The organism is Vibrio sp. B181a, assembly GCF_030248375.1.
Classification (GTDB): domain Bacteria; phylum Pseudomonadota; class Gammaproteobacteria; order Enterobacterales; family Vibrionaceae; genus Vibrio; species Vibrio campbellii.
Map to the genome: position 1 here is coordinate 46,810 of NZ_JAHGAD010000009.1, position 22,539 is coordinate 69,348.

The window sequence follows — 22,539 nt, forward strand, 5'->3', positions numbered from 1 at the left end:
GGATCTTTTCTTCTCCTCAATGATCAAATGTGCCTTTACTAAAACTGTACGGTACAGTGCAGTTTATAAAAATCATTAAGTTGGGTTTCAAAAATGAAGAAGAAAGTCATTACGTTGTCGCTTGTTATTGGTTCGTTAGTCGCTGCAGGTTGTGCGTTATACCAACCTAATACAGTGACTACCGATAACGCTTATGTTCACTCGGATGTGACGGCGATTTCTCCGGAAGTCGGTGGGCAGGTAAGCCAACTTTTTGTCGAAGATAACCAGTGGGTAAGCAAAGGCGCACCACTATTTTCGATTGATGATGAAGATTTCATTGCCAACCAAGAAATCGCGAAGTCAGCGTTAGATGTCGCAAAGGCTGCGCTGACCGCAAACCAAACCAAAACTGAGATGCAGTTGGTAAAGATCGAGCAGGCGAAGCAGGGCATTCACAGTGCAAGTGCAAACGCGGAACATCAAGCTGCGGAGTTCAAACGTCTGTCTCGTTTGGTACAAAAGCAGTCGGTGAGTAAGAACCAATTTGAAGCGCAAAGAACGCGTTCTATTGAAGCGAACAGCAACCTTGAAACTGCCAAGCTAGCGCTAGCTGCTGAACAGAAGCAGCTTGATGCACTAGTAACAGAAAAGATGCAGCTAACCGCGCAATGCAAGCAAGCCGAAGCGAACTTGAGGTTGGTGAATATCGCCCTTGAGCGAACTATCGTTCGAGCGTCATTTGATGGTTATGTGGCAGACAGACAAGTGCAAGTGGGTAAGTTTGTTCAACCGGGCATGGGTTTGATTGTGATGGTGCCGGATTACGTTTGGATTGAGGCAAATTTCAAAGAGACTCAATTGGAGAACGTTGCACAAGGGCAAGACGTGGAAGTGGTGTTAGACATGTTCCCTGATCATCCATTGCATGGTCGTGTATCTTCTATTACCCCAGCAACAGGCGCGCAGTTTAGTTTACTGCCACCACAAAATGCGACCGGTAATTTTGTGAAAGTAGTGCAGCGTGTGCCAGTGCGTATCGAGTTGGATATCCCACAAGAGCTGAAACAGCGCATCTACCCTGGTTTGTCGGCTGAAGTGTCGATTGAGACCGCAACGCAAGGTTAATCGTAATGAAAACACGTTCACCATTGCTGATTTTTGCGCTGTTCGCCATTGCGGCTTTTGGGATTAATTCGGTGATGTTTACCGAGTTGTCCCACGAGATGGCCGCAACATCCGGTTTGTCCACAGATGAAGTCGAGCTAGTGAAAATCGGCTTTATGATCACTCAAGTGTTGGGGTTTATGTTTACCCCTATCTTGGTGCGTAAGCTTGGAACGACATTGCCATTGCACTCTGCATTGCTGGTGGGGTTGGGAACGAACCTTGCGCTCTATTGGACTGGTCAGCATGCGTTGTTGTTCACCCTAACTTGGTTAGTAAGCGGCTTTTTCATGAGCATGTTATTGGTGGTGGTGAATCTTTATCTACTCAATACCTTTGAGCAGCGCTGGTTGCCTGCGATTATTGCGCTGACACTGATCTTCTCAACACTATTACCAATGGGCGCTTATCCGTCGTTGGTGGCTGAGATTGTCGAAGAGTTTGACTGGTCGTTTCTGAATGTTGTGTCGGCTTGGTTGTACTTTTCAGCTCTGGTGATGATCGGCGTATACAAACCTCAGGCGATTGAGATTGAAGCCAAACCAAAATCTTCAGCTTCAGTTTACCTTATACTCGCGTCAACGATGAGTTTGGTGGTGTTCCTACTAATGCGCGGCAGCTACTACAACTGGCTGGATTCAGACTGGTTTGTACAGGCTTCTTCTGTCGCTGCGGCACTGATTTTGTTGGCGGTGTATCAGTTGGTGAAAACGCGCCATTTGGATACTGCCTCGATGCAATTGCACGGCAAGTTGAAGACCAACGTGTTTATGTACAACGCCTTTCTTGCTGGCTTTGCCGTGATGGCAAGTACAGTGCTGTTTGCCAACTTCCTAAAAATGGCGATGCACTATAACAGCCTCAATGCGGGCTATGCACAATTACCATCGTTTTACGCCATGTTGGTCGGCATGCTGGTGAGTGTGTTGGTGTATTATTTCCGCCGTCCGCTAGCGGATGCAGTGGTGCCTTTTGGCGTGCTGATGATTCTGCTGTCGGTACACGAGTTCAGCCAATTACCAAGCTTTGTTGGTACAGAGTCAATACCCGTCCCAATGCTGCTGCGCGGTTTTGGTGTTGGCTTATTGAATGTGTCGGTGACGATTGCGGTGTTGATGTACTTCCAAGTAGGACAGCGCTTAGAAGGCATTGCTAACTTCTATCTGTTCCGAACCATGGGCGGAGTTATTGGCGGGGCGTTTTTCTCTCGTGTGATTCAAAGCCACAGCGCGCAAGCATCGGGCGAAATCGGTCGCACTCTGGACGGTTCAAACCATGTGTTTGCGGCGTATGAACAGGCATTGAGCAATGCGATTCTGACTCATGGTCGCTTACCTAATCCGGCACTCGGAATGAGCCAAATTAGCGCGGTTGTGAAGGAGCAAGCTACAACATTGGCGCTGAGTAATTCGTTGGTGATGTTTATTGTTTCTATTTCTGCGCTTGCGCCAATCTTGTTGATCGGTAAGAAATTGGCCGCAAAACAAGAAGCGCACTGAGGCTAAGTAAAACAGACCAAATAGCCAGCCACGCAACTTGGTAACTAAGCCGTAAAAGAACAAAGGGAGCCAATGTGCTCCCTTTATTTTTATCAGTTTGAGGTTCTTAGCGCTGATAAAGTTTAAGGAACGCCGCCACGGCTTTTTGTGTATGCGAATCCAGTTCTTCATCGCTTAAGAAATCAAAGCCCATCAGTGCCATATTCTGGTAATCCATTTTGATCAGCGCGAGTAGCTGACCACAAGCTAAATCGGCATCGTCGATGTTAAGCTGTTGGCTGATGGTGTCGGTTTTTAAAAACTCAATTAAGTACTGGTGAATACGCTGCGGTCCGGTTTGCCAAAACTGATTTGGAACCGAGTCATGTTTATTAAAATCGGCAGAGATGATGCGATAAAGCGATAGGATTGGGTTAGAGCAAATACCTCGTAGATACTTCTTCGCGAAGTCTTCTAAGGTTTCTCTCAGAGGTTCACTCTGTTTATCGGCAAGTTGGAAAACGGACTCTAGGCTGATCTTGGTGTTATGCGCGAGCACTTCAACAAACAACCCTTCTTTGTTAGAGAAGTAACGATACAGGGTCTGTTTTGAACCACCACAAATCGAAACGATTTGATCGAGTGACGTGTCCTTGTAACCCTGTTCAATAAACAGCTCGGTTGCCACTTCGATGATTCGAGTTCTTTTCTTTTCAGTAGATGCGCGCATAACTAAATCAACCTAAATAAAACTGTTCAGTACAGTATCATTATTGCCGCCGAGACACACCGCTTTTCCGTGTTTTACACTTCTTCATTGACCAAAATTAAAAAAGGCGGCACGAGGCCGCCTTTGGAATCAGATTGGGTTACGTTAACGTCGGTAGTACAAGGAAATACGGTTGCCGTTAATCTCTTGCACGATAAATGGAATCTCGTAAATATCGCTCAGCACTTCGGCATCAATCACTTCTTCAACCAAGCCTGCTTTGATGACTTCACCAAGTTTCATCGCCACGATGTGGTCGGAATAACAAGACGCAAAGTTGATGTCGTGAATCACGATTACTACAGCTTTGTTCTTCATTTCCGCTAGCTTGCGAAGCGTACTCATGATGTCGACGGAGTGTTTGATGTCGAGGTTATTCAGCGGCTCATCCAAGAAGATGTAGTCGGTATCTTGCGCCACCACCATAGCAATAAACGCCATTTGACGCTGACCGCCAGACAGTTGGTCGATAAAGCGATCTTTCAAATGGTCGATTTCCAGATGCTGCATTGATTCATCAATGATGCGGTGATCTTCTTCTGTCAGACGACCTTGCGAGTATGGGAAGCGACCAAACGCCACCAAATCACGCACCGTAAAGCGCATGTTGATGTTGTTTGACTGGCGCAGCACTGATAGGCGCTTTGCCAAGTCTTCGGTGTTCCATTGGTCAAGCGGCTTATCACCAATCACGACGCTACCGGCATCGCTTTCTGTTAGTCGGCTCGCCATCGACAGCAAGGTACTTTTACCCGCGCCGTTCGGACCAATAATGCTGGTTACTTTGCCAAGTGGAAAAAGGGCATCGGCGTTTTTTACCACGTATTTTTCGTTGTATTTTTTGCTAAGACCTTGAATACGGATCATGTGATAAGACCTTGAATACGGATCATGTGATAAACCCTTAATCGAATTTGTTTTTCATAAGCAGAAGCAAGAAGTAGCCGCCGCCGATAAAGTTGATAATAACGCTGATGGTGGTGTCGAAATCGAACAGGTTTTCAACCACCCATTGACCGCCGGACAGCAGCACAACTGATAGTACTGAGCTCGCCACAATCAATAAGCGATGCTGGTAGCCAGTGAAGATTTGGCGAGTCAGAGCCACAACAATCAGACCAAAGAACAAGATTGGACCAATCAATGCGGTCGAGATAGACACCATCAAAGTGATGATGAACATGACTTGCATGGTTAGTTTGTGGGTATCGACACCTAGGCTTTTCGCGTTGTCGACGCCAAGCCACATTACGTCCAATTTGTGGGCAATACGCATTAGGTACGCACCACACAGCAGCATCGGAACCACACACCAGTACACCAATTCACTGTTGATGTTGTTGAAGCTCGCGAACATCGAACTTTGGATGAAGGTGAACTCATCTGGGTCGGTGATCATGGTGAAGAAACCGGTGACGCTATTGAACAAACTACTCAGCACGATACCAATCAACAACAAGGTGAAGATATTGCGCTGGCGACCACGGAAGTAGAAGCTGAACAAGGTCATTGCACACACAATCATGATGCCGGTCGACAACACGAAGTTGAGTTTGCTGTTGGTGACTAAAGCACTCAAGCCACCAAACATCACCACAAGCAGCACTTGAATCATCACGTACATGGAATCAAAACCCAGAATCGAAGGGGTGAGGATTCGGTTGTTGGTGATGGTCTGGAAAATCAGTGATGATGACGCAATCGCCATCGCTGCCAAGACAATCGCTAGCACTTTCGGGATGCGGCGTGACAAGAAAAACTGGTAGTTATCTGGCGTTAAGCCCTTGCCGATGAACACCGCACAAATCAAAACCGCCGCAATTGCCAGCAGGGTTACTTTCATAGAATCACGCATTCGATTTGTCTCTCAGAACTAGGTAAATGAAGATTGAGCCACCCAAGATGCTGATGATCATCGAAATTGGAATCTCGTAAGGGAAGATAATGAGTCGACCTAGAATGTCGCAAGTAAGCACCAAAATCACACCTGCGTATGCGGTCCAAGGCAAGTTACGACGCATGTTGTCGCCAATGAACAGCGACACAAGGTTTGGCACGATAAGCCCGAGAAACGGAATCATACCGACGATCATCACCACCGATGACGACAGCACAGCCACAAGGATGACACCGACCAACACAATGCGTTGGTAGTTCAAACCAATGTTTTTTGCAAAGCTTTCACCCACACTTGCCGCGCTAAAGCGGTTGGCGTAAGCGTAAGCCAAAACTGAGACCGGAAGAGCGAGATATAAGAACTCGTAGTTACCACGCAATACCGAGGCGAAGTTAGCCACAGTCCAAGAACCAAGAGTCTGTACTAGGTCGTACTTGTAGGCAATAAAGGTGGTCATGGATGACACCACGTTGCCATACATGATGCCGATCAGCGGGACGAGTACGGTGTTCTTAAACTTCAAACGTTGCAAGAAGCGCACGAAGATCACCGTACCAATCACAGAGAAGGCGAAGATGGTGATCAGGTGTACCCAACTGCTCATGTCTGCAAACAAAATCAGCGCGACGATGTAGCCGAACATTGCCCAATCGACCGTACCCGTGGTGGATGGGGCTGCAAAGCGGTTTTGCACGATCTGCTGCATGATCAAACCAGCAATACTTAAGCCTGCACCAGCTAAGACGATGGCCAACAAGCGGGGTAATCGGCTAACCAGCAAGATGTTCAAACTGTGGCTGTCACCGGCCAAAATCTGCGAGAGAGAAACGTTCGCCACCCCAACCAGCAAAGAGGCGCAGGCGAGTACGACGAGCAATAAAAAAGCCAAGATATGATGTAATTTCATGGTGTATTTATAGGGTGATAAAAACAACAATGACCTTTCGCACAGTGAAGCGGGAAAGGTCATCTTTTAGAGTGAGATTGAACCGAATCTGTTAGTTAGCAATGACTTGGTTCAGCTCTTTAATCATGGTTTGCGTCGATTGGTAGCCACCTGCGGTTAAGTACCAAGCTGCTGGGTCCATAAACAGCACGCGGTTGTTTTTCGCCGCCGGTGTGGACTTCACAAGATCGTTGTCGAACAGCTGTTTTGCTTTACCGCTGCTCTGACCGATTGCTTGCTCGCGGTCAAGGATAAGCAGTACCTCAGGTTGCGCATCAGCAATGTATTCGAATGAAATCAGGTTGCCGTGGGTACGTGGTACAGATTTCACGTTCTCAGAAGTCGACGTTGCAAAACCTGCTTCTTCATACACAAATGAGAAACGGCTGTTGGTGCCAAACATCGCCAAGCTGTTACCGCTGTTTGAGACGGTCAGTGTGCGTGGTGGCTGAGCTTCTACTTTTGCATGAAGGTGATTAATTTGTTCTTGAACGCCTTCAATCAACTGCTCTGCTTGCTCTTCTTTGTCGAAGATGTCACCCAGCGTGCGCCAGTGTTCTTGGGTTGTTTTCCAGTAGTCGGTGGTGTCGATACGGAACATGTAAGTTGGCGCGATGTCGCTCAGATCTTTGTAAATATCCGCCATGCGACCTTCTGCGATGATTAAGTCTGGCTTAAGCATGAACAGCGTCTCGAAGTTCACTTCTTTCACACTGCCCGTATTTGCGAACGAGTCGATTTGGAATTTTTCTAGAGACTTTGGCAGCAGCGTCTTTGGCATGCCGACGGGTGTTACGCCCAAAGCATCGATGTAGTCTAAACTGCCGTAGCCCAATACAACGACGCGTTGTGGAACGCCATCAATGTCTACTGTGCCCAAGCTGTGTTGGTAGGTTTTAGCCATTGCCCCCATAGGAGCCAATGCAAGCAGCAAAGCTCCCGTTGCTACGCGAAGAGAAGTTTTACCAAACATAATGATTTCCAAAAGGTGCGATGCAATCTCGCATTAGTGCTTTAAAACAAATAGTGCCTTAAAAACAAATAATGCTTTAAAAAATAGAGCGCGAGATTAGTCGTAAAGCGGTATAACTTATTTGATTAAAATCAAATAAGAATGATTATTGATTGCAGACACATTAGCAGATAGTCTATATGCAGCAACAGAATTAGCGGAATAGTGAGTATTCAAAAAATGAATTTAGCTCAAGTCGACTTGAACTTATTGTTTATTCTCAAACACCTACTTGAAGAGAAGCATGTTTCCAACACCGCGGTATCGCTCAATATGAGCCAACCATCGGTGAGCCGCTCTTTACAGAAACTCAGAAACTTGTTCAACGATGAGCTGTTAGTACGTACTGCACACGGCTACGAATTGACCCCAAAAGCCGAAGTGATCAAGCAAGATTTGAACACCGTTCTAACCGGGCTAGAAAAGCTGATGTACGGCCAGTCATTTGTACCTGAAAAGAGTAACGGGACGATCCGTTTTTACGGCTTGGTTCCGCAGGTGATTTTCTTACTGCCACCGATTGTTTCGCGCATCCGTGAAGAAGCGCCGAACATGATTGTCGATATCGATTCTATCCCGAAGCGCCATTTCGATGCGCTGATCGCAGGGGATGTGCATTTTGTGCTTTCAACCGCTGAGCCACCTAGCTCTGAGCAGAATTTGTATCGCATGAAAATTGCCAATCGCGACTACCGATTCTTGATGAGCGAAACTCATCCACTTGCCCATGTTGAGGAACTGACGGTGGAGATGCTGCTCGATTGCAACTTCGGTCAAATCTCACTTCAAGGTGGCAAAACCCTGTCGATTTATCACCGTTTTGTTGAGCTTGGTGTGGTGGATAAAAAGCGCCAATTATCGATTCCTGTTCAGCTTTCAAACTTCAACGCTGCGCCAGCGATTGCCGAGCAAACGGACGTGATTTTCCACTTGCCAACGCCGTTTGCGGAAGACGCTTGTCAGGGAAGAAAGCTGATCACGAAAACCGTACCGAAAGCGATTCGAATGAGTGAAGAATCGGTCTATTTGTACTGGCATAAGCGCTATCATAACGACCCGATGTGTAATTGGGTGAAGTCATTATTTAAAGAAATATATGGCTCAACTGAGAGTGAATGGTAAAGAATATTATTATTCATAATTGACATAGTCGTAATAGCTTCGGCAAATGCTCGGTTGCTTGTCTTCGCCAAATAAAGGCTATTTAATGCGAACCATTATCATTATAAGTTCCATTAAAAGTTTATAGGTTTTTACCATGTCGAAGACGACTCCGTTTGCGCCAAAACCATTAGCAGTGGTGATCGGTGCGCTATGTACCTCTTTTCCCGTCTTTGCTGATACAACGCCAATCGAAACCGATGAGCAGCTTGTTGTAACAGCAACCCGCACCCAGATGGAGCTGAAAGACGCTCCAGCTTCTATGTCGGTGATCACCGCTGAAGATATCGAAAACGATCCGGGTGTTACGTTGGCAGATATCGTGTCTAACGCGACCAGTGTGGAATCTGATTTCGACAGTACGCGTGCGGGTCGCCAGCAAATTTCTATCCGCGGTATGGATTCTAAGTACACACTGATTATGGTGAATGGTCGTCGCATGAGTTCGGCGAGTGCGATCGTACGTGGTAACGACTTCGATCTTTCTGCGATCCCAATGGATTCAATTGAGCGTGTGGAGATCATCCGTGGTCCTATGTCGGCGCTTTACGGCTCTGACGGTATGGGCGGTACGATCAACATCATCACTAAGTCACCAAGCAACGATTGGAGCTCGCAACTCAGCCTAGACAACACCACGCCAAACGATGGCAATGGTGGTCAAGAATACACAGTGGGTCTAACAACGTCTGGCGCATTGATTGACGACAAGCTATTCGCACGCTTCTCTACATCTCAAACGAGCCGTAACGCATGGCAACCATATTCTGGTGAGAAAGGTGGTATCGATCGCGAAGAGGTAACGGCACTAGAAGGTCGTGACAGCTTAGCGTTGTTTGGTACGCTTTCTTGGCACCTTGCGGAAAACCAATTTATCGATCTTGACCTTGGTTACAGTGACGACGAGCGCGATACCGCAGCAGAAAGTGGCACAACGATTCTATTCTCTGAATCTCGCGTTAAACGTAACAGCCAAGCGCTATCACACACCGGTTTTTGGTCTTGGGGTGATACGCAAGTTCGTTACTCACGTGAAAATGTGGAGAACATTGAAGCGGCGAACAATGGCGCAGATTCGATTGAAGAGCTGACACAAATCTTTGAAGCATCAGCCTCGACGGACCTCGGCGATAGCCACACGGTAACCTTTGGTGTGGATTACCAAACTAGCCAGCTGACTAACCCAGAGCATATCAAGGGCAACAAAGCAGAGGCATACCAAGGTGCCGTATTCGTTCAAGACCAATGGGAAATGACCGATACGCTGATGGCAACGATTGGCGGCCGTCTCGATAAGCACGAGCACTACGGCGAAGAGTTCAGTCCGCGTGTGTACCTAGTACATCAAACAACGGATGATTTGGTACTGAAAGGCGGCGTGGGTAAAGCGTTTAAAGCACCAACCATGACGCAAAACCATCCGGACTTCTCGATGAACAGCTGTAAGGGCAACTGTAACATCGTAGGTAACGAAGATCTGGAAGCAGAAACCAGCGTTAACTATGAGTTCTCGGCATTATACAGCGGTCGTAACTGGAACCTAGAAGGTGCGGTATTCCGTAATGAAATCGAAAACTTAATCGAACAAACGGATATCTCTTGTGAAGTGGGTACGTGGTCGAGTGCAGTAATGAGCTGTATTGATGACAATGGCGACCCAATCGATCGTGAACTGTCTAACCCATACAAGTCTTACCAAAACGTATCGAAAGCCGTTATTCAAGGTGTGGAGCTAACCGGTAGTATTCAGTTCAATGAGCAGTGGGCAATGTCGGGTAACTACACTTACTTGGACACAGAAGATAAGTCGACAGGTGAAGAGCTGAACGAGCGTTACAAGCACTCTGCATTTGCGCGCCTAAACTGGTACCCAACTCAAGATTTGAACCTGTTTGCCAGCGCACGCTACCGTGGCGACCGTAAGATTGATTCTCAGCTAACGCAAGACGCTTACACCACGATGGATTTAGGTACGGTTTACCATGTGAACGATGCACTACGCATTCGTGCGGGTATCACCAACCTAACCGATGAAAGCGTATCAAGAGAGCTAGAAAACATCGGTTATGTTGAAGCACCGCGTACTTACTATGTTGGTATGACGGCGGATTTCTAAGCTTTGGTAGGATATTAATTTGAAGATAAGGCGTTGCAGTAATCTCTGTAACGCCTTTTTGTTTATCTTGCTGATTATTGCTCTGAAGGTTGCTCAGTGGCAAAGCCTCGCAAAACATTGGTTAGTGTAATGAGCGCGAAGACCACGATCACTAATGACAGATGCCACGCTTGGCTTAATCCGAGCTGCACCAATGCCATACTCACAATGGATGACACCACCATTTGGCCGCCGCCCGACATCGCTGCAGCTGCCCCCGCTTGTTTCTTATAGGGTTGCATTACCATGGCTTGAGCACAAGGTAGAGCGATAGCATTGCCTAAAATCATCAGCAGTTGGCCAAGCATCAAATACAGCGGCTCGACCGGGCAAAAGAACAGCCACACTGCGGAACTTACGTGTAGGATAGGTGTGACCAATAGCATCTTCTTCGTGCCGATGATTGGGCGCACACGGTTACAGATACTGGTTCCGCAGATCATGCCAAACGCCGGAATCAGTGCCCACATCGCGTATTGATCGGATGTCATGCCAATTTGGTTTTGCATGACAAAAGGCATCACCGAAACGGTGGTGATCATCAAGCTGAAGTTAAGCCAACCAATACTGGCAAAGCTCATAAAGTAACGAGATGTCAGTAGATCACGATATTGCAGCAGCATTTTCTTTGGTGAGGGCAGTGCTGAGGTTTGTGTAACGGTTTCTTTAAAGCGCACGACAATTACAACCCAAGCCAGCGATACGTAACCCAATAATGAAATAAACACCATGGTCCAGCCGAAGTGGGCGTTAATGAAACCACCAATAACAGGTGCAACCAATGGTGTGATCGAAGCAGCCATCGCAATGTAGGACAGTGCGATTGGCAGGTCTGTACCATTGAAGCGGTCACGAGTTGACGCACGGGCCAGCACCGCACAGCAGCCAGTCCCTAATCCTTGCAGAAAACGTCCCGCCACCATGCCAGTGAAAGTGTGGCTTAGGAAGATGATCATCAATAGGCCGAGCATGGCAATCAACAAGCCAGCCAACAGCACCTTTTTGCGGCCCAATGCATCGGATACTGGACCATAGATAAACTGTGAAGGCCCAAAACCTAGCAAGTAAACACTGACTAACAGCTGAGCTTGGTCGAGGGAAATTTCGAAATCTTTCGCGATCCAAGGCAGGGAAGGGAACACCAAGCCCATGCTGAGCTGACCAACACTGATGATAAGACACGCCAGCAAGATGGTTTTAAATTCGAATGGTCGACTCATGATTTTTCACCATCACCACGGCGACGCAAGCTTCCTTCTTCATCAAAATCATTCAGTTTGGCTTTCACACGTTTGACTGTGGATAGGCTGACTTCACATTGCTTAGCCACGCTCTGTAGTGTGTTTCCTTCCAGAAGCAAGGTCGCAATGTGCTGATGTTTTGCTTTGTCTGCCGGACGACCACGAAACTTCTGTTTCCACATCTCAGGGTTGTCTTTAATTGCTTTACGGCCTTGTGCTGCGGCAAATAGACGGTGTTGAGTTTGTACTTGCCCATAACCAGAAAGCAGAGAGAGTAATGTTTGGGTTTGAACTGAATCTGGCTCAAATGTTAGTGGCTCACAAACGGTTTTGAGGGTGACGCCTTTATCAAGCAGTGTCTGAATTGTGCTCAATGCTTGGCTGAAGTCTCGGCCAAAGGCGGTTAGCCACCAAAGTACAACGGTGTCGCCGGTTTGCACGGTGTTTAAGAGCTGTTGAAAGGCTTGTCGCTCGGCTGGTGGCGTGCAGCCGCGTACTTTGTCTTCAAGGATTGCCGCCTCTGGAGCACTGGATTTCAGGGCTTCAAGTTGCTCGGGATAAGCTTGGTTTTTGGGTGAGCGGCGCGTATAGATAAAGGTATTCATGGTCGTAAAGTGCCTCTTATGAATGGCTCATATACTGTAATGGTTCATAAATATACATTGGTTCATTAATTCTTACAACACCAAATGAACCATATGTAAGGTAATGATTTTTTATCTCTATGATACATAAATGAAAACCAGCCGAAGAAATTGGCTAGTTTTTTGGGAATTGAATGGGTTTGGCAGGTTTATCGCAATAGGAAATAAGGCGTATTAACGTAAGCGTGTCCCGCTGATATCGCATAAGGCAGTACGACTTTGCCAACGGAGACTGCGGTATTGACCAGTGGTTGAACGTTAATATTGGCATTCATCAAAGTAGGACGAACGTTGGGTGCCAAACGATAGTGACCGGGCGTTGAAACGCACCCAGAAAGTGTCGATGTAAACAGTAGTGCGATGATGATTGATTTGATGGCTTTCATAGTGCTGACTCTCAAAATGGTATCTTGGCTCTGGTTTTGTTTGTTGGGATGAGCTTTGGTTGAGAGGAAGATTGCCTGAGCGTGCGCAGTACGACCATCAATGCTGAACAAGTCATAGCGCACAAGACTAAAAGTAACACTAGGCGTTACTAAGTATTAGGTTTTACGAGGAGAGTCCCTTTAAAAGCCCCCTAAGTGAGATTTTTCGGCCTTTGGGAGGGAGCGGGAAACAGTAAAAAAAGCCAGAATGAAACCGCCCATTCTGGCTAGGAGCCAAACGAAGATGCTCAAAACACAATCTGGAGGCAGATTGCTTACATGGAACGTACGGTCAGTGGACGGCGGCGACCAATCTTAGTTAGGGCGAGTTGCCATAAACTCAAATCTCGTGAGCGAAAGGCGCCAGCACAACTGAGTAAGTAGTATTTCCACATGCGGTAGAAATCTTCACTGTAATCGCCTTTGATCTGATTCCAAGAGTGTTGGAAGTTGGAGAACCAGCACATCAGGGTTTTGTCGTAGTCTTCACCGAAGTTGTGCACATCTTCGATGTTGAATCGATCTTCCATCGCCTCTGCGAGGTTCTTCATCGATGGAATGACACCATTTGGGAAGATGTATTTCGAGATCCACGGGTCCGATGCGGTAGTGCTGTGGTGTGAACCAATGGTGTGTAGCAAGAACACGCCATCGTCTTTCATGAAGCGCTCTGCGCACTCGAAGTATTCCGCGTAGTTCTTCGGTCCCACGTGTTCGATCATACCGATAGACACTAGGCGATCGTATTGCACGGTGGGTTTGAACTCGCGGTAGTCCTTCAAAATGAAGTTTGCGACGACGCCATTTTCTATCGCCAGTTTGCTGCCGAGCTTCTTCTGCTCTTTGGATAGAGTCAGACCATCACAAATTACGCCATACTTCTTCGCTGCGTAAATCATAAAGCTGCCCCAACCACAGCCAATATCGAGGATACGCATTCCCGGTTGCAGATCGAGCTTGTGGCAAATTAAATCCATCTTGTGCTCTTGTGCTTCGTCCAGCGTTGCAGCTCGATTCCAATACCCACAGGTGTAGGTCATGCGTGAATCGAGCATCTTTTGGTAAAGCTTATTGCCGATGTCGTAATGGTGCGGTACATCGAATTTACAGCGCTCAATGCTCTGCGGGTTAACCCAGCTTTTCAGTTTTAATTTCGCAGCGGAAGAGGCGAACTTGAGCTTTTCAGCCAGTCCTAGTTTGCCTTCAATATCGTTTAAAAGTACGCGTTCAAAGAACTGATCCAGGCGGCTGCAATCCCACATCTTGGACATGTACGCTTCCCCTAAACCCAAGGAGCCTGACTGCATCACAAGCTCATACACTTTTGGGTTAAACACTTGGATATCCCATGGTTTAGAGCCATTGATGGTGATGCCTGCTGGGGCTAACGCCTCTTTAAACATTTCTTCTAGTTTGTTCATACTATGCCTATTTCACGTGCATGTTCGCTACGTATTCATCTTCTGCCCAATACATACGTTCGGCGACTTTGGCTTCCGGATTTAGGCTAACGCCATCTAAGACGCGCTCTCTAAAACGCAAGTAGCCGCCTTTATCAATCAGATGTCCCATGTGGAGGTAAATCGGCTTACCGCCCAACATCTCTTTTTCAAATTCGAACAGATTGTCGATGACAGGGTGTAGGACGTCTTCCGTTACCCAATTGAGGAACATCTTGCCAACGCGAGGGGTCTTCTTCGAAGTTCGACCGCCCAGCTTGACCATATAGAATTGTTTTGGATCTCGACGCCAAGCCAATGTCGGACAAGCAAGTACGCATTCGCCGCAGCCAATGCATTTGCTTTCTTCCTTCACCGCTTTACCGTCTTTGAGTGACAAGCAATCTACTGCGTGGTGCGCACAAGCTTTGACGCAGGCGCCGCAACCAATACAGCGATGACTTTCGAAATTAATCTTGGCGATACCTAAGATGCCAAAATCCGCCATATTGGCTTTGGCACAGTCGTTCGGACAACCTGCCATGACTATTTTTAAATGGTATTTGCTTGGGTAAACGTGACGCTCCATTCGTTGCGCCAAGCCAGTGGTATCGGTATTGGCCTTCTGGCAGATTCGGCTGCCCTGACACGCGACGATATTACGTCCACCGATCGACTGATAACCTGCTTGTGTGTCTTCGACATCAATGCCGCACGTATCGACGGTGATGTCTTTGATGAAGGGTTCAAGCGCTTTGTTGACCTCTGGAATATCTTCATAGCGAATCCCGGGCATCGCCAGTTTTTGTCGCGTGGTGAGGTGAATAACACCATTGCCCCACTTTTCGGCGATCTCTTGCGCAGCACCGAGTAAGTATGCGGGCATAATGCCCCCCGGAATGCGCACGCTGATCATGCACTCGCCACGCACTTTCGATAGGCGGTAATCGCCATTGGCGCGCATTTTGATGATATCTACGTCCGTCGTCATTGTGATTCCCTCCTAATCGATCATGGTTCTGGCGTGGTCATAACGGAAAACCGGACCATCCAAGCACACGTATTTGTCACCAATTCGGCAGTGACCGCATTTACCAACTGAGCAGGCCATTCTGCGTTCGTAGTCGACCCAAATCTGATCTTCTTGAATGCCTCTGGATAAGAAGTCTTGCACGACGAACTTAATCATGATTGGTGGACCCACTACGATGACGCGGATGTTTTCCTTGTCAGAGAGATCAAGCTTGCTGATGTGCTCGGTGACTAAGCCGCTTTCATAGAAGTGTTCGTCGCCACCGTCATCCAAGGTGGTGATGACGTGATTGGAGTAAGACCAATTCAGCAAGTCGTTTTTGTACAACACGGCATCTTGGTTTTTGAATCCGAGGATCAAAGACATCTTTTTCACATCACTTGGGTTGTTGTGAAAGTAGTTAATCAGCCCTTTAACAGGAGCAACGCCAGTGCCGCCCGCGACCACAATGAGATGTTTATCTTGGTATGCTTCCATCGGGTAGCCGTTGCCCATTGCGCCGCGCATCATCACGCGATCACTGGCGTTTAATTGGAACAGCTCGCTAGTTACCTTGCCGACATTACGTATCAGCAAGTCGACGTAACCTAAGCCGTAATCGGAGACGGAAATAGGAGCTTCGCCCACAAGGGATAAACCTACTTCGACAAATTGTCCGTAGTGCACCGGAAAGTCGCACGCAACGCGAAAATTCCATTCCAGTTCTGTGTGCTTTTCGATATGAATAATCGGGTAGCTTTGCGGCAGCATTTTGTTTTCACAATCGCACATTAGAGCGCCTCCTCTACAATCGATGTCATCTTGTTGATGATGTTGCTAAATGAGATGTAGTGAGGGCATCGGTCGTCGCAGCGTCCACATCCGACACACATATGGTGTTCGCCTTGGCGAGACTTAAAGTCGTTGACCTTATGCAAGGCGCGATAACGTAAGCGCTCTCCGGTTTTATGACGGAAGCTGTGACCGCCAGCCATATCCGAGAAGCCATCAATCATGCAACTGGCGTGTTGGCGGCGACGTTCACCCACTTTGGCTTCTTGGTTGTAAACCACATCAAACACGTTGAAGCAGGCACAAGTCGGGCATGAGGAAGTGCAGCGACCGCAACCAATGCAGCGTGAATCGTATTCTGACCATACCGGATGGCTGAGCAAGACTTCACGTATTTTCGTTGGGTCATCGCAAACCGAATCTGGCGTGCGGACTTTGACCGGATTGGACTTGACGAAGCTGACACTGTGCTCAACGTCTTTGCCTTGTGAAAAGTAGGGCGCTAGCTCTGGATCTTTAATAGTGACAATGGCGCCGTGGTCACTAAATTGCACTGAAGCGGCGAAGTTATCGGTTTTGTTGGTCCCCATAGAAACACAAAAGCAATTTTCGAAACTTTCGCTGCACTCAATCAGCACGAGTTTGAGTTTCTGGCGCAGACGTTTGTAGTAGAAGTCTTCGTGACCGCCGTTTTCTAAAAACATGTAATCAAGGCTTTTGAGCGCATTGATGTCACAAGCTCTGAGAAACAGAAACACAGGACGCGCATCGACGCTGGATTCTCGCAACTCGTCGGCGTTAAACCAAAACAGAATTTCCGTTATCGGAAAGACGATCTCTTTGGGTGAAAAATGGCTTTTCTCTTTCCACTCCAGTTGGTCGTAACGTTCGAGTTCTTGGTAATCCAAATTTGGGGTATGGGCAAAACGACCTGCGTATTCTTCATAGACGGGCGCCATCACCTTATAGCTCTGACGTAACGCCTCGATCGCCGAACCCATTTGCTGAGTAGTTAAAAACTTAGGCATTGTTCTATCTCGTTATTTTCAAAAACTAATGAATCGTGCGTTCTAAACAGGGCTCGGCGGTGGACTCAAACCATTCCAGTGACTGCGAAAGGGAAACCACGTCTCCGACCACTATGATTGCTGGCAGTGGTGGTTTTTGCGTTTTGCAGGTTTCATACAGTCCGGCTAAGGTAGTAACGATCTTGTTTTGATTTTCTCGTGTTCCATTGCTGACGATAGCGCAAGGTGTATCTGGCGCGAGACCGTGAGCAATAAGGTTGTCTGCGATCGCTTCTGCTTTGTGTAGCCCCATGTAGAAAATTAGGGTGTGGTCGATAGCGGCAAGTGCGCTCCAATTAGGTTCGCTAGCATCATTACAGTTTCGTCCCGTTACCAAGGTGACACCCCTCGAAACTTGTCTATGAGTGACCGGTATCCCCGCGTAAGCGCAGCATCCAAGTGCCGCAGTTACACCCGGTACAACCTCATAGTTGATGCCTTGCTGTGTTAAATAGGTCGCTTCCTCACCGCCTCGACCAAATACAAACGGGTCGCCCGCTTTTAAGCGACATACCGTGAGACCTGTGATTGCGTAGCCCTTCATCATTTCGTTGATTTCTGCCTGAGTTTGCGAACACTTACCGTAGTGTTTACCCACGCAGATCTTTAGGGTTTTTCGTGGAATCACATCCAAGACTTCTTCCGAAACCAGATGGTCATAGAGCACAACATCAACGCGATTAAGCAGACGAAATGCTTTAATGGTGAGCAGCGACGCATCGCCTGTACCTGCTCCAACCAAATAAACCTGACCATAAGATGGATTGGATGCCTTCATGAGAAAATACCCCAAATCAATACAACGAATAGGATGGCGGCAATAACCCAATAAAGAACCTGATGAACGTTATCGCTGACCCAACCTAGTTCTTCTAACATCTCGTTACTTAGGTCTAAATTTATCTGCTCTACGTAATCGTCCAGTTCTTTCATTTTCAATTGGCTTCGTGCAATCCCCTGATGCATTTAAGGTTATTGATGAGAGCTGTTAAGTTAAATCAAAGAAAAATAAACACCTGTTCAGAACTGATTAACGAGAGGGTGTTTAAGGGGGTAATTTGAGGTGATGAAAATACGGAGTAAAGGGGAGGAGGAGTGTCAGGCCTTGTGAATTAACTGACTGTAATAAATATAAAAAAGCCAGAGCGATGTTTGCTCTGGCTTTGTCTTTTTTCGTAAGAAATTCGCTATGCCGCTTTGAGGTGGCAGACGCGATTCTTGCCCAATCTTTTTGCTTGATAAAGTGCTTTGTCAGCTTGCTCCACTACATGGTGATAGCTGGTTTCTAATGGCGTAAACCCAACACTTGCCGTAAATCGCACATCGCCACAACCTAATGTGAGATGGCTTCTTTGCAACGCTGTTAGGAAGTTATCAAGCTGATGTTTGGCATCAAACTCGTCACTGGCTTGGAACACGATGGCAAACTCTTCACCGCCATAGCGCGCTAAACAAATCCCTTTTGGTTTAGGGAAACAGTCGCGCATCACTTCAGCGGTTTTTTGGATGACTAAATCACCGACTGGGTGGCCGAATTTATCGTTGATGTATTTGAAGTTATCAATATCGACCATCGCGATAAAACGGTTCTCTGAATGAAGCTCTCTCGACACTTTTGCTGCTAAGCACGCTTTGTTTTCGAGTTGCGTCATTGGATCTTGATGGCGCAAACGGTCATGCAATTTCAGGTTTGCCAACGCAACTTGGGCGTAGTTCTGAATCAAACTGAGCACGCATTTGTAGGTTGGGAATCGGCAACTGACGTAAGTCACGCCAAGCAGCTCTCGCCCATCAAATAAAGGAATGCAGTAGTGATTACTGTTGATCTTGAGCTTTTTCGTCAGCTCGTCGCCGTACTTCTTACTGCGGTATGTCAAAGCAATTGGGGAGAAACGCGCCGCAAGTTTAGCGTCGGTTAAAACGAGCTTCTTGTTGCCATGGTAATCAAGGGTGTAGAAGCTGTGATTTAAGCTGTCGTAGACACAGAACTGTATGCCTTTGTGGAAGCAGAAACGATCTAATACACGCTTAAGTTGGGTTTTAAAGTCGCCCACGTTGTCTGTGCCATTTAAGCGCGCGAGTGACAAATGCAGTTGATAGGTTAGATAGTTAATGCCAATGGCGAGTGCCAACAGGGAAGCAATCACGCCTGCGGTAAGGGTAAATGGATAGCTGCTGTTGAGGATATCGGCACGGTCTGTCCCTGCAACAAACACCCAGTTCAAGCCGTTGTCTGCATCGAAGACCGAGATCTTAAAGTTATCTTGGTAATAGTACTCGTGTTTACCAAACAGCAGCCCCGTTGCAACTTTGTCACTGATACCGCCATGATAGCTTACTGAAGGGTCACCAATTCGACTTGGGTCAGGATGAAATACTAAGCGCTCGGTGTCTCTGTCTACCACGAACACATAACCTTTGTTCAAAGTTTTAAGGCCACGTAATTGCTGAGTGGTGTGGAGAAGATCGAACTCCAGCCAAAGTTGGTATTTAAGGTCTGGGTTATCGTGCTTTATCGCGAAGACCCAGTGCTGCTGCGGGTTTTGATATAACGAAGAGATAGAGAATTTGTCGCTGACGGTATCCAGCTTGTGCCATAAGATCTTGCTGGTATCTGCTTGTTTTATTTGACCAGAAAGACCATAAGCCATGTTGCTATCTTTCGTGGTGTAGAGAATGTTGGAGTACTGCGGCGAGTAGTCGATGATGCCTTGGCTTAGCTCACGGAAGTCAGGATCATTGAGATCTTGTTTGCTGGCTTTTAGCGCGGTTTCTAATAGGTAAAATTTGCTGAAAGCGGCTTCGATTTGAGAGTGGATCAGCCGCTCTGCGGTGATGATATTGGTTTGAGATTGCCGATAAACCATCGACTCAGAATCGACTAACTGAGCATAGGCCAGATAGACCATAAAACCTGCGAGGAGTAACAGGTAAGGCCGCAGAATGCGGATTAAGAATTTAGGTAAAGCCATGATGCCAAATTACGTTGTAGATATTATAAATGTGATTTGGATGGCAATATTAGATTAGTTTCATTTGCGTATCAATGCGTATGGTGTGCCATTTGGCCTAGTTGATGGATCTCTACTCGAAATGTCGATAAAACAAACCCAGCGTGTTGCTGGGTTTGTCAGAGTTTGTAGGAATAAGCTGCGGTTTGGGTCAGCTAAGCTTTTTTAGTTGGCTGATAATGTAAAATGGCCATCGAAGTCGGAGAAAGCAGTACCTCGCCCTCTGCATGACCTGGGTTTAGGTTGCGTACATTGGTATCGCACACCGTTACCCACTCTTGACCACGCTCACTTGGCAGCTTGAAACGCGCTGGCGCGTTGGTTTGGTTGATCAAGTAAACCAACTCTTGCCCTTCTTTGCCAATTCCTAGATGCAGCGCTACCGAGCTTAAACGGTTCCAATCGTCGTGTTCCATCAAGCTACCATCAATGCGACGCCAGAAGATGCGGTTGTTATTACGATTTTCACCACTAAAAGCACGAACGAATGGCACCATATATTGATTACGGTTTGCCACCATTTGTGAAATCCACGCTTTGAAATCTTGCTTGCGCTCAGACGTTGTCCAGTTCAACCAGCTGGTTTCGTTATCCTGACAGTAAGCATTATTGTTACCACCTTGAGTATGAGATAGCACGTCTGCAGTCAGGATATGAGGTATACCGAACGCGAATAGCAAGCTAGCAATCAAGTTACGCTTTTGCTTTTCGCGTGTGGCGATGATCATAAGGTTCTCTGTTTCACCTTCAACGCCATAGTTTTCCGAGCGGTTGTCACCGTGGCCGTCGCGGTTCTCTTCACCGTTCGCCTCGTTGTGCTTCTGTTTGTAAGACACCAAGTCTTGCAAGGTGAAGCCGTCATGATACGTGATGTAGTTGACTGTGAGTTTATAAGGCCAGTTCGCTGCGCTGTAGATATCACGAGAGCCCATCAAGCGAGTCGCAAACTCTTTCAGATAGCCTTGATCACCCCGCCAGAAGCTGCGAGAGATGTCGCGCAGTTTGTCATTACATTCGTTCCAACCAAATGGGAAGTTACCCACTTGGTAGCCGTTAGGGCCAATGTCCCAAGGCTCAGCGATCAGTTTGGTTTCGCGAAGAATGGGGTCTTGCGCGACCGCTTTAAAGAACGCTGCTTCTGGGTTGTAATCATCGCCTTGACGACCCAACGTCGCTGCTAAGTCGAAACGGAAGCCATCGACTTTAAATTCACTCACCCAGTAACGCAGCGTATCCATAACGAGGTTAAGTGCAGGTTGGTAAGTCATATCAACCGTGTTTCCGCAACCAGTGAAGTTAGCAAAGTGCTGACCGTGCTTGATATAGAAGCATGGATCGAGCGCTTTCAAGTTAAATATGGTTGGGCCTTCTCCGCTCTCGGCTGTATGGTTGTAAACAACATCAAGAATCACCTCAATGCCGTGTTTATGTAGCTCGCGGATGGTGGTTTTAAGTTCGGTGACGGCGTCTTTCTCTGCGTAACGTGGATCGGGCACCATGAACAAGTATGGGTTGTAACCCCAATAGTTCACTTTATCCATCTTGAGCAAGTGAGGCTCATGCATACACGCTGCCACGGGTAGCAATTGCAGCGTATTGATGTTTTGCTGTTTGTAGAACGCCAGCATTTCTGGCGAAGACAACCCTAAGTAACGGCCTTTGGTATCACTGGCGACCTCTGGGTGCTGTTGAGTTAACCCTTTCACATGGGTTTCGAATAGCACCATCTCTTCGCGTGGTATGCGCGGATGATCGGTGTCTTGCCAATCAAAGTTGTCTTCTATGACGACACACTTTGGCATATCGAAGCTTTTTGCAGGAGAAAATGGAGGCTGGTAGTGAAGGGCTTTATCAATCGACTTTGCGTAGGGATCGGAGATCAGCAAAGGTTCGTCTTTGTGCGTCACCACATAGCCATACTTTTGCCCCGGTTTGATGTCAGGGATAAAAGTATGGCGAATGCCTGCATATTCGCCAGGTAAGTCGTGCAGCTTGTAGCTACCGTCTTCCGCAAATAGCGCAAGTTGAATATCTTTACTACTCGGAGCGTGAATAGAGAAGTTACAACCTTCTTTACTCACAGTTGCGCCGAGTGGGTATGGGCGAGAGTGAAGTTGTGTCATCAGCGAATCTTTTTTTAATTTTATTGCTACCTTTAAGAAACTATAAGTAAAAAACTTTGTCTTACTAAGGTCAACCACCTTACATCGAAAATTATCACTGTAATTAAATTACTTTCTACGACCCATTTTTTACGAAAATATGAAATGGCTATCACTTTGTAGCGACCATAAACTGAAGAAACTTACTAATTCCTCCCTAGATTGGTGATCTGACTCGTAAA

20 protein-coding genes are annotated in these 22,539 nt (G+C 47.1%); 4 read left to right on the plus strand and 16 right to left on the minus strand.

Going from position 1 to position 22,539, the window contains the following annotated elements; genetic code table 11:
* The first annotated feature begins 93 nt into the window (after nucleotides 1-93).
* Complete coding sequence (locus KIO97_RS04080) at nucleotides 94-1,107, plus strand: HlyD family secretion protein (RefSeq protein WP_285381103.1); 1,014 nt, start codon at nucleotides 94-96, stop codon at nucleotides 1,105-1,107.
* Between the two features lie 5 nt (nucleotides 1,108-1,112).
* Nucleotides 1,113-2,645, plus strand: coding sequence for an MFS transporter (locus tag KIO97_RS04085; protein ID WP_285381104.1), 1,533 nt, complete (start codon nucleotides 1,113-1,115; stop codon nucleotides 2,643-2,645).
* A gap of 106 nt (nucleotides 2,646-2,751) precedes the next feature.
* On the opposite strand, the gene KIO97_RS04090 is transcribed toward KIO97_RS04085, so the two are convergent.
* From KIO97_RS04090 to KIO97_RS04110, 5 genes are all read right to left on the minus strand, one after another.
* On the minus strand, nucleotides 2,752-3,354 hold the full coding sequence (locus KIO97_RS04090) for a TetR/AcrR family transcriptional regulator (protein WP_285381105.1): 603 nt from the start codon (nucleotides 3,352-3,354) through the stop codon (nucleotides 2,752-2,754).
* A gap of 144 nt (nucleotides 3,355-3,498) precedes the next feature.
* The gene (locus KIO97_RS04095; protein ID WP_005449633.1) at nucleotides 3,499-4,260 is read right to left on the minus strand and encodes an ABC transporter ATP-binding protein; all 762 of its coding nucleotides are present in this window, start codon (nucleotides 4,258-4,260) and stop codon (nucleotides 3,499-3,501) included.
* Between the two features lie 37 nt (nucleotides 4,261-4,297).
* Entirely contained in the window at nucleotides 4,298-5,248 is a 951-nt protein-coding gene (locus KIO97_RS04100; protein ID WP_285381107.1) for an iron chelate uptake ABC transporter family permease subunit, read from the minus strand.
* Complete coding sequence (locus KIO97_RS04105; RefSeq protein WP_005429179.1) at nucleotides 5,241-6,197, minus strand: ABC transporter permease; 957 nt, start codon at nucleotides 6,195-6,197, stop codon at nucleotides 5,241-5,243. The genes KIO97_RS04100 and KIO97_RS04105 overlap by 8 nt, the downstream gene beginning before the upstream one ends.
* Before the next feature lie 91 nt (nucleotides 6,198-6,288).
* Entirely contained in the window at nucleotides 6,289-7,209 is a 921-nt protein-coding gene (locus KIO97_RS04110) for a siderophore ABC transporter substrate-binding protein (RefSeq protein ID WP_005434328.1), read from the minus strand.
* Nucleotides 7,210-7,428: 219 nt separating this feature from the next.
* Between KIO97_RS04110 and KIO97_RS04115 the strand changes: the two genes are divergently transcribed.
* Together KIO97_RS04115 and KIO97_RS04120 are read left to right on the plus strand one after the other, a co-directional pair.
* Nucleotides 7,429-8,370 (plus strand): LysR family transcriptional regulator, encoded by a 942-nt coding sequence (locus KIO97_RS04115; protein ID WP_285381109.1) that lies wholly within the window; start codon nucleotides 7,429-7,431, stop codon nucleotides 8,368-8,370.
* Between the two features lie 136 nt (nucleotides 8,371-8,506).
* The gene (locus tag KIO97_RS04120; protein ID WP_285381111.1) at nucleotides 8,507-10,525 is read left to right on the plus strand and encodes a TonB-dependent receptor domain-containing protein; all 2,019 of its coding nucleotides are present in this window, start codon (nucleotides 8,507-8,509) and stop codon (nucleotides 10,523-10,525) included.
* 74 nt (nucleotides 10,526-10,599) lie between these two features.
* Here the strand turns inward: KIO97_RS04120 and KIO97_RS04125 are convergent, their stop codons facing one another.
* The 11 genes from KIO97_RS04125 to glgX form a co-directional block, all read right to left on the minus strand.
* Nucleotides 10,600-11,784, minus strand: coding sequence for a multidrug effflux MFS transporter (locus KIO97_RS04125; RefSeq protein ID WP_285381113.1), 1,185 nt, complete (start codon nucleotides 11,782-11,784; stop codon nucleotides 10,600-10,602).
* A complete protein-coding gene (locus KIO97_RS04130) occupies nucleotides 11,781-12,410 on the minus strand; it encodes a recombinase family protein (RefSeq protein ID WP_285381116.1) in 630 nt (209 codons plus the stop codon). The genes KIO97_RS04125 and KIO97_RS04130 overlap by 4 nt, the downstream gene beginning before the upstream one ends.
* Nucleotides 12,411-12,598: 188 nt before the next feature.
* Complete coding sequence (locus tag KIO97_RS04135; RefSeq protein WP_285381118.1) at nucleotides 12,599-12,946, minus strand: hypothetical protein; 348 nt, start codon at nucleotides 12,944-12,946, stop codon at nucleotides 12,599-12,601.
* A gap of 203 nt (nucleotides 12,947-13,149) precedes the next feature.
* Nucleotides 13,150-14,295 (minus strand): cyclopropane fatty acyl phospholipid synthase, encoded by a 1,146-nt coding sequence (gene cfa / locus KIO97_RS04140; RefSeq protein WP_285381119.1) that lies wholly within the window; start codon nucleotides 14,293-14,295, stop codon nucleotides 13,150-13,152.
* A gap of 7 nt (nucleotides 14,296-14,302) precedes the next feature.
* Nucleotides 14,303-15,304, minus strand: coding sequence for a sulfite reductase subunit C (asrC, locus tag KIO97_RS04145; RefSeq protein ID WP_285381121.1), 1,002 nt, complete (start codon nucleotides 15,302-15,304; stop codon nucleotides 14,303-14,305).
* Nucleotides 15,305-15,316: 12 nt separating this feature from the next.
* On the minus strand, nucleotides 15,317-16,117 hold the full coding sequence (gene asrB / locus KIO97_RS04150; protein WP_009706541.1) for an anaerobic sulfite reductase subunit AsrB: 801 nt from the start codon (nucleotides 16,115-16,117) through the stop codon (nucleotides 15,317-15,319).
* Complete coding sequence (gene asrA, locus KIO97_RS04155; protein ID WP_285381123.1) at nucleotides 16,117-17,145, minus strand: anaerobic sulfite reductase subunit AsrA; 1,029 nt, start codon at nucleotides 17,143-17,145, stop codon at nucleotides 16,117-16,119. Before asrA ends, asrB begins: the two co-directional genes overlap by 1 nt.
* A gap of 25 nt (nucleotides 17,146-17,170) precedes the next feature.
* A complete protein-coding gene (gene cobA, locus KIO97_RS04160; protein WP_038890465.1) occupies nucleotides 17,171-17,962 on the minus strand; it encodes a uroporphyrinogen-III C-methyltransferase in 792 nt (263 codons plus the stop codon).
* Nucleotides 17,959-18,117, minus strand: coding sequence for a hypothetical protein (locus KIO97_RS04165; protein ID WP_285381125.1), 159 nt, complete (start codon nucleotides 18,115-18,117; stop codon nucleotides 17,959-17,961). The genes cobA and KIO97_RS04165 overlap by 4 nt, the downstream gene beginning before the upstream one ends.
* Before the next feature lie 254 nt (nucleotides 18,118-18,371).
* Nucleotides 18,372-20,093 (minus strand): diguanylate cyclase domain-containing protein, encoded by a 1,722-nt coding sequence (locus tag KIO97_RS04170; protein ID WP_285381363.1) that lies wholly within the window; start codon nucleotides 20,091-20,093, stop codon nucleotides 18,372-18,374.
* Nucleotides 20,094-20,350: 257 nt separating this feature from the next.
* The gene (gene glgX / locus KIO97_RS04175) at nucleotides 20,351-22,318 is read right to left on the minus strand and encodes a glycogen debranching protein GlgX (protein WP_285381127.1); all 1,968 of its coding nucleotides are present in this window, start codon (nucleotides 22,316-22,318) and stop codon (nucleotides 20,351-20,353) included.
* Between the last annotated feature and the right edge of the window lie 221 nt (nucleotides 22,319-22,539).

Excerpts from the sequence above, each read along its gene's own strand:
- KIO97_RS04080 (WP_285381103.1), top strand. The coding sequence starts at position 94 with ATGAAGAAGAAAGTCATTACGTTGTCGCTTGTTATTGGTTCGTTAGTC.
- KIO97_RS04085 (WP_285381104.1), top strand. The coding sequence starts at position 1,113 with ATGAAAACACGTTCACCATTGCTGATTTTTGCGCTGTTCGCCATTGCG.
- KIO97_RS04090 (WP_285381105.1), bottom strand. The coding sequence starts at position 3,354 with ATGCGCGCATCTACTGAAAAGAAAAGAACTCGAATCATCGAAGTGGCA.
- KIO97_RS04095 (WP_005449633.1), bottom strand. The coding sequence starts at position 4,260 with ATGATCCGTATTCAAGGTCTTAGCAAAAAATACAACGAAAAATACGTG.
- KIO97_RS04100 (WP_285381107.1), bottom strand. The coding sequence starts at position 5,248 with ATGCGTGATTCTATGAAAGTAACCCTGCTGGCAATTGCGGCGGTTTTG.
- KIO97_RS04105 (WP_005429179.1), bottom strand. The coding sequence starts at position 6,197 with ATGAAATTACATCATATCTTGGCTTTTTTATTGCTCGTCGTACTCGCC.
- KIO97_RS04110 (WP_005434328.1), bottom strand. The coding sequence starts at position 7,209 with ATGTTTGGTAAAACTTCTCTTCGCGTAGCAACGGGAGCTTTGCTGCTT.
- KIO97_RS04115 (WP_285381109.1), top strand. The coding sequence starts at position 7,429 with ATGAATTTAGCTCAAGTCGACTTGAACTTATTGTTTATTCTCAAACAC.
- KIO97_RS04120 (WP_285381111.1), top strand. The coding sequence starts at position 8,507 with ATGTCGAAGACGACTCCGTTTGCGCCAAAACCATTAGCAGTGGTGATC.
- KIO97_RS04125 (WP_285381113.1), bottom strand. The coding sequence starts at position 11,784 with ATGAGTCGACCATTCGAATTTAAAACCATCTTGCTGGCGTGTCTTATC.
- KIO97_RS04130 (WP_285381116.1), bottom strand. The coding sequence starts at position 12,410 with ATGAATACCTTTATCTATACGCGCCGCTCACCCAAAAACCAAGCTTAT.
- cfa (WP_285381119.1), bottom strand. The coding sequence starts at position 14,295 with ATGAACAAACTAGAAGAAATGTTTAAAGAGGCGTTAGCCCCAGCAGGC.
- asrC (WP_285381121.1), bottom strand. The coding sequence starts at position 15,304 with ATGACGACGGACGTAGATATCATCAAAATGCGCGCCAATGGCGATTAC.
- asrB (WP_009706541.1), bottom strand. The coding sequence starts at position 16,117 with ATGTGCGATTGTGAAAACAAAATGCTGCCGCAAAGCTACCCGATTATT.
- asrA (WP_285381123.1), bottom strand. The coding sequence starts at position 17,145 with ATGCCTAAGTTTTTAACTACTCAGCAAATGGGTTCGGCGATCGAGGCG.
- cobA (WP_038890465.1), bottom strand. The coding sequence starts at position 17,962 with ATGAAGGCATCCAATCCATCTTATGGTCAGGTTTATTTGGTTGGAGCA.
- KIO97_RS04165 (WP_285381125.1), bottom strand. The coding sequence starts at position 18,117 with ATGAAAGAACTGGACGATTACGTAGAGCAGATAAATTTAGACCTAAGT.
- KIO97_RS04170 (WP_285381363.1), bottom strand. The coding sequence starts at position 20,093 with ATGGTCTATCTGGCCTATGCTCAGTTAGTCGATTCTGAGTCGATGGTT.
- glgX (WP_285381127.1), bottom strand. The coding sequence starts at position 22,318 with ATGACACAACTTCACTCTCGCCCATACCCACTCGGCGCAACTGTGAGT.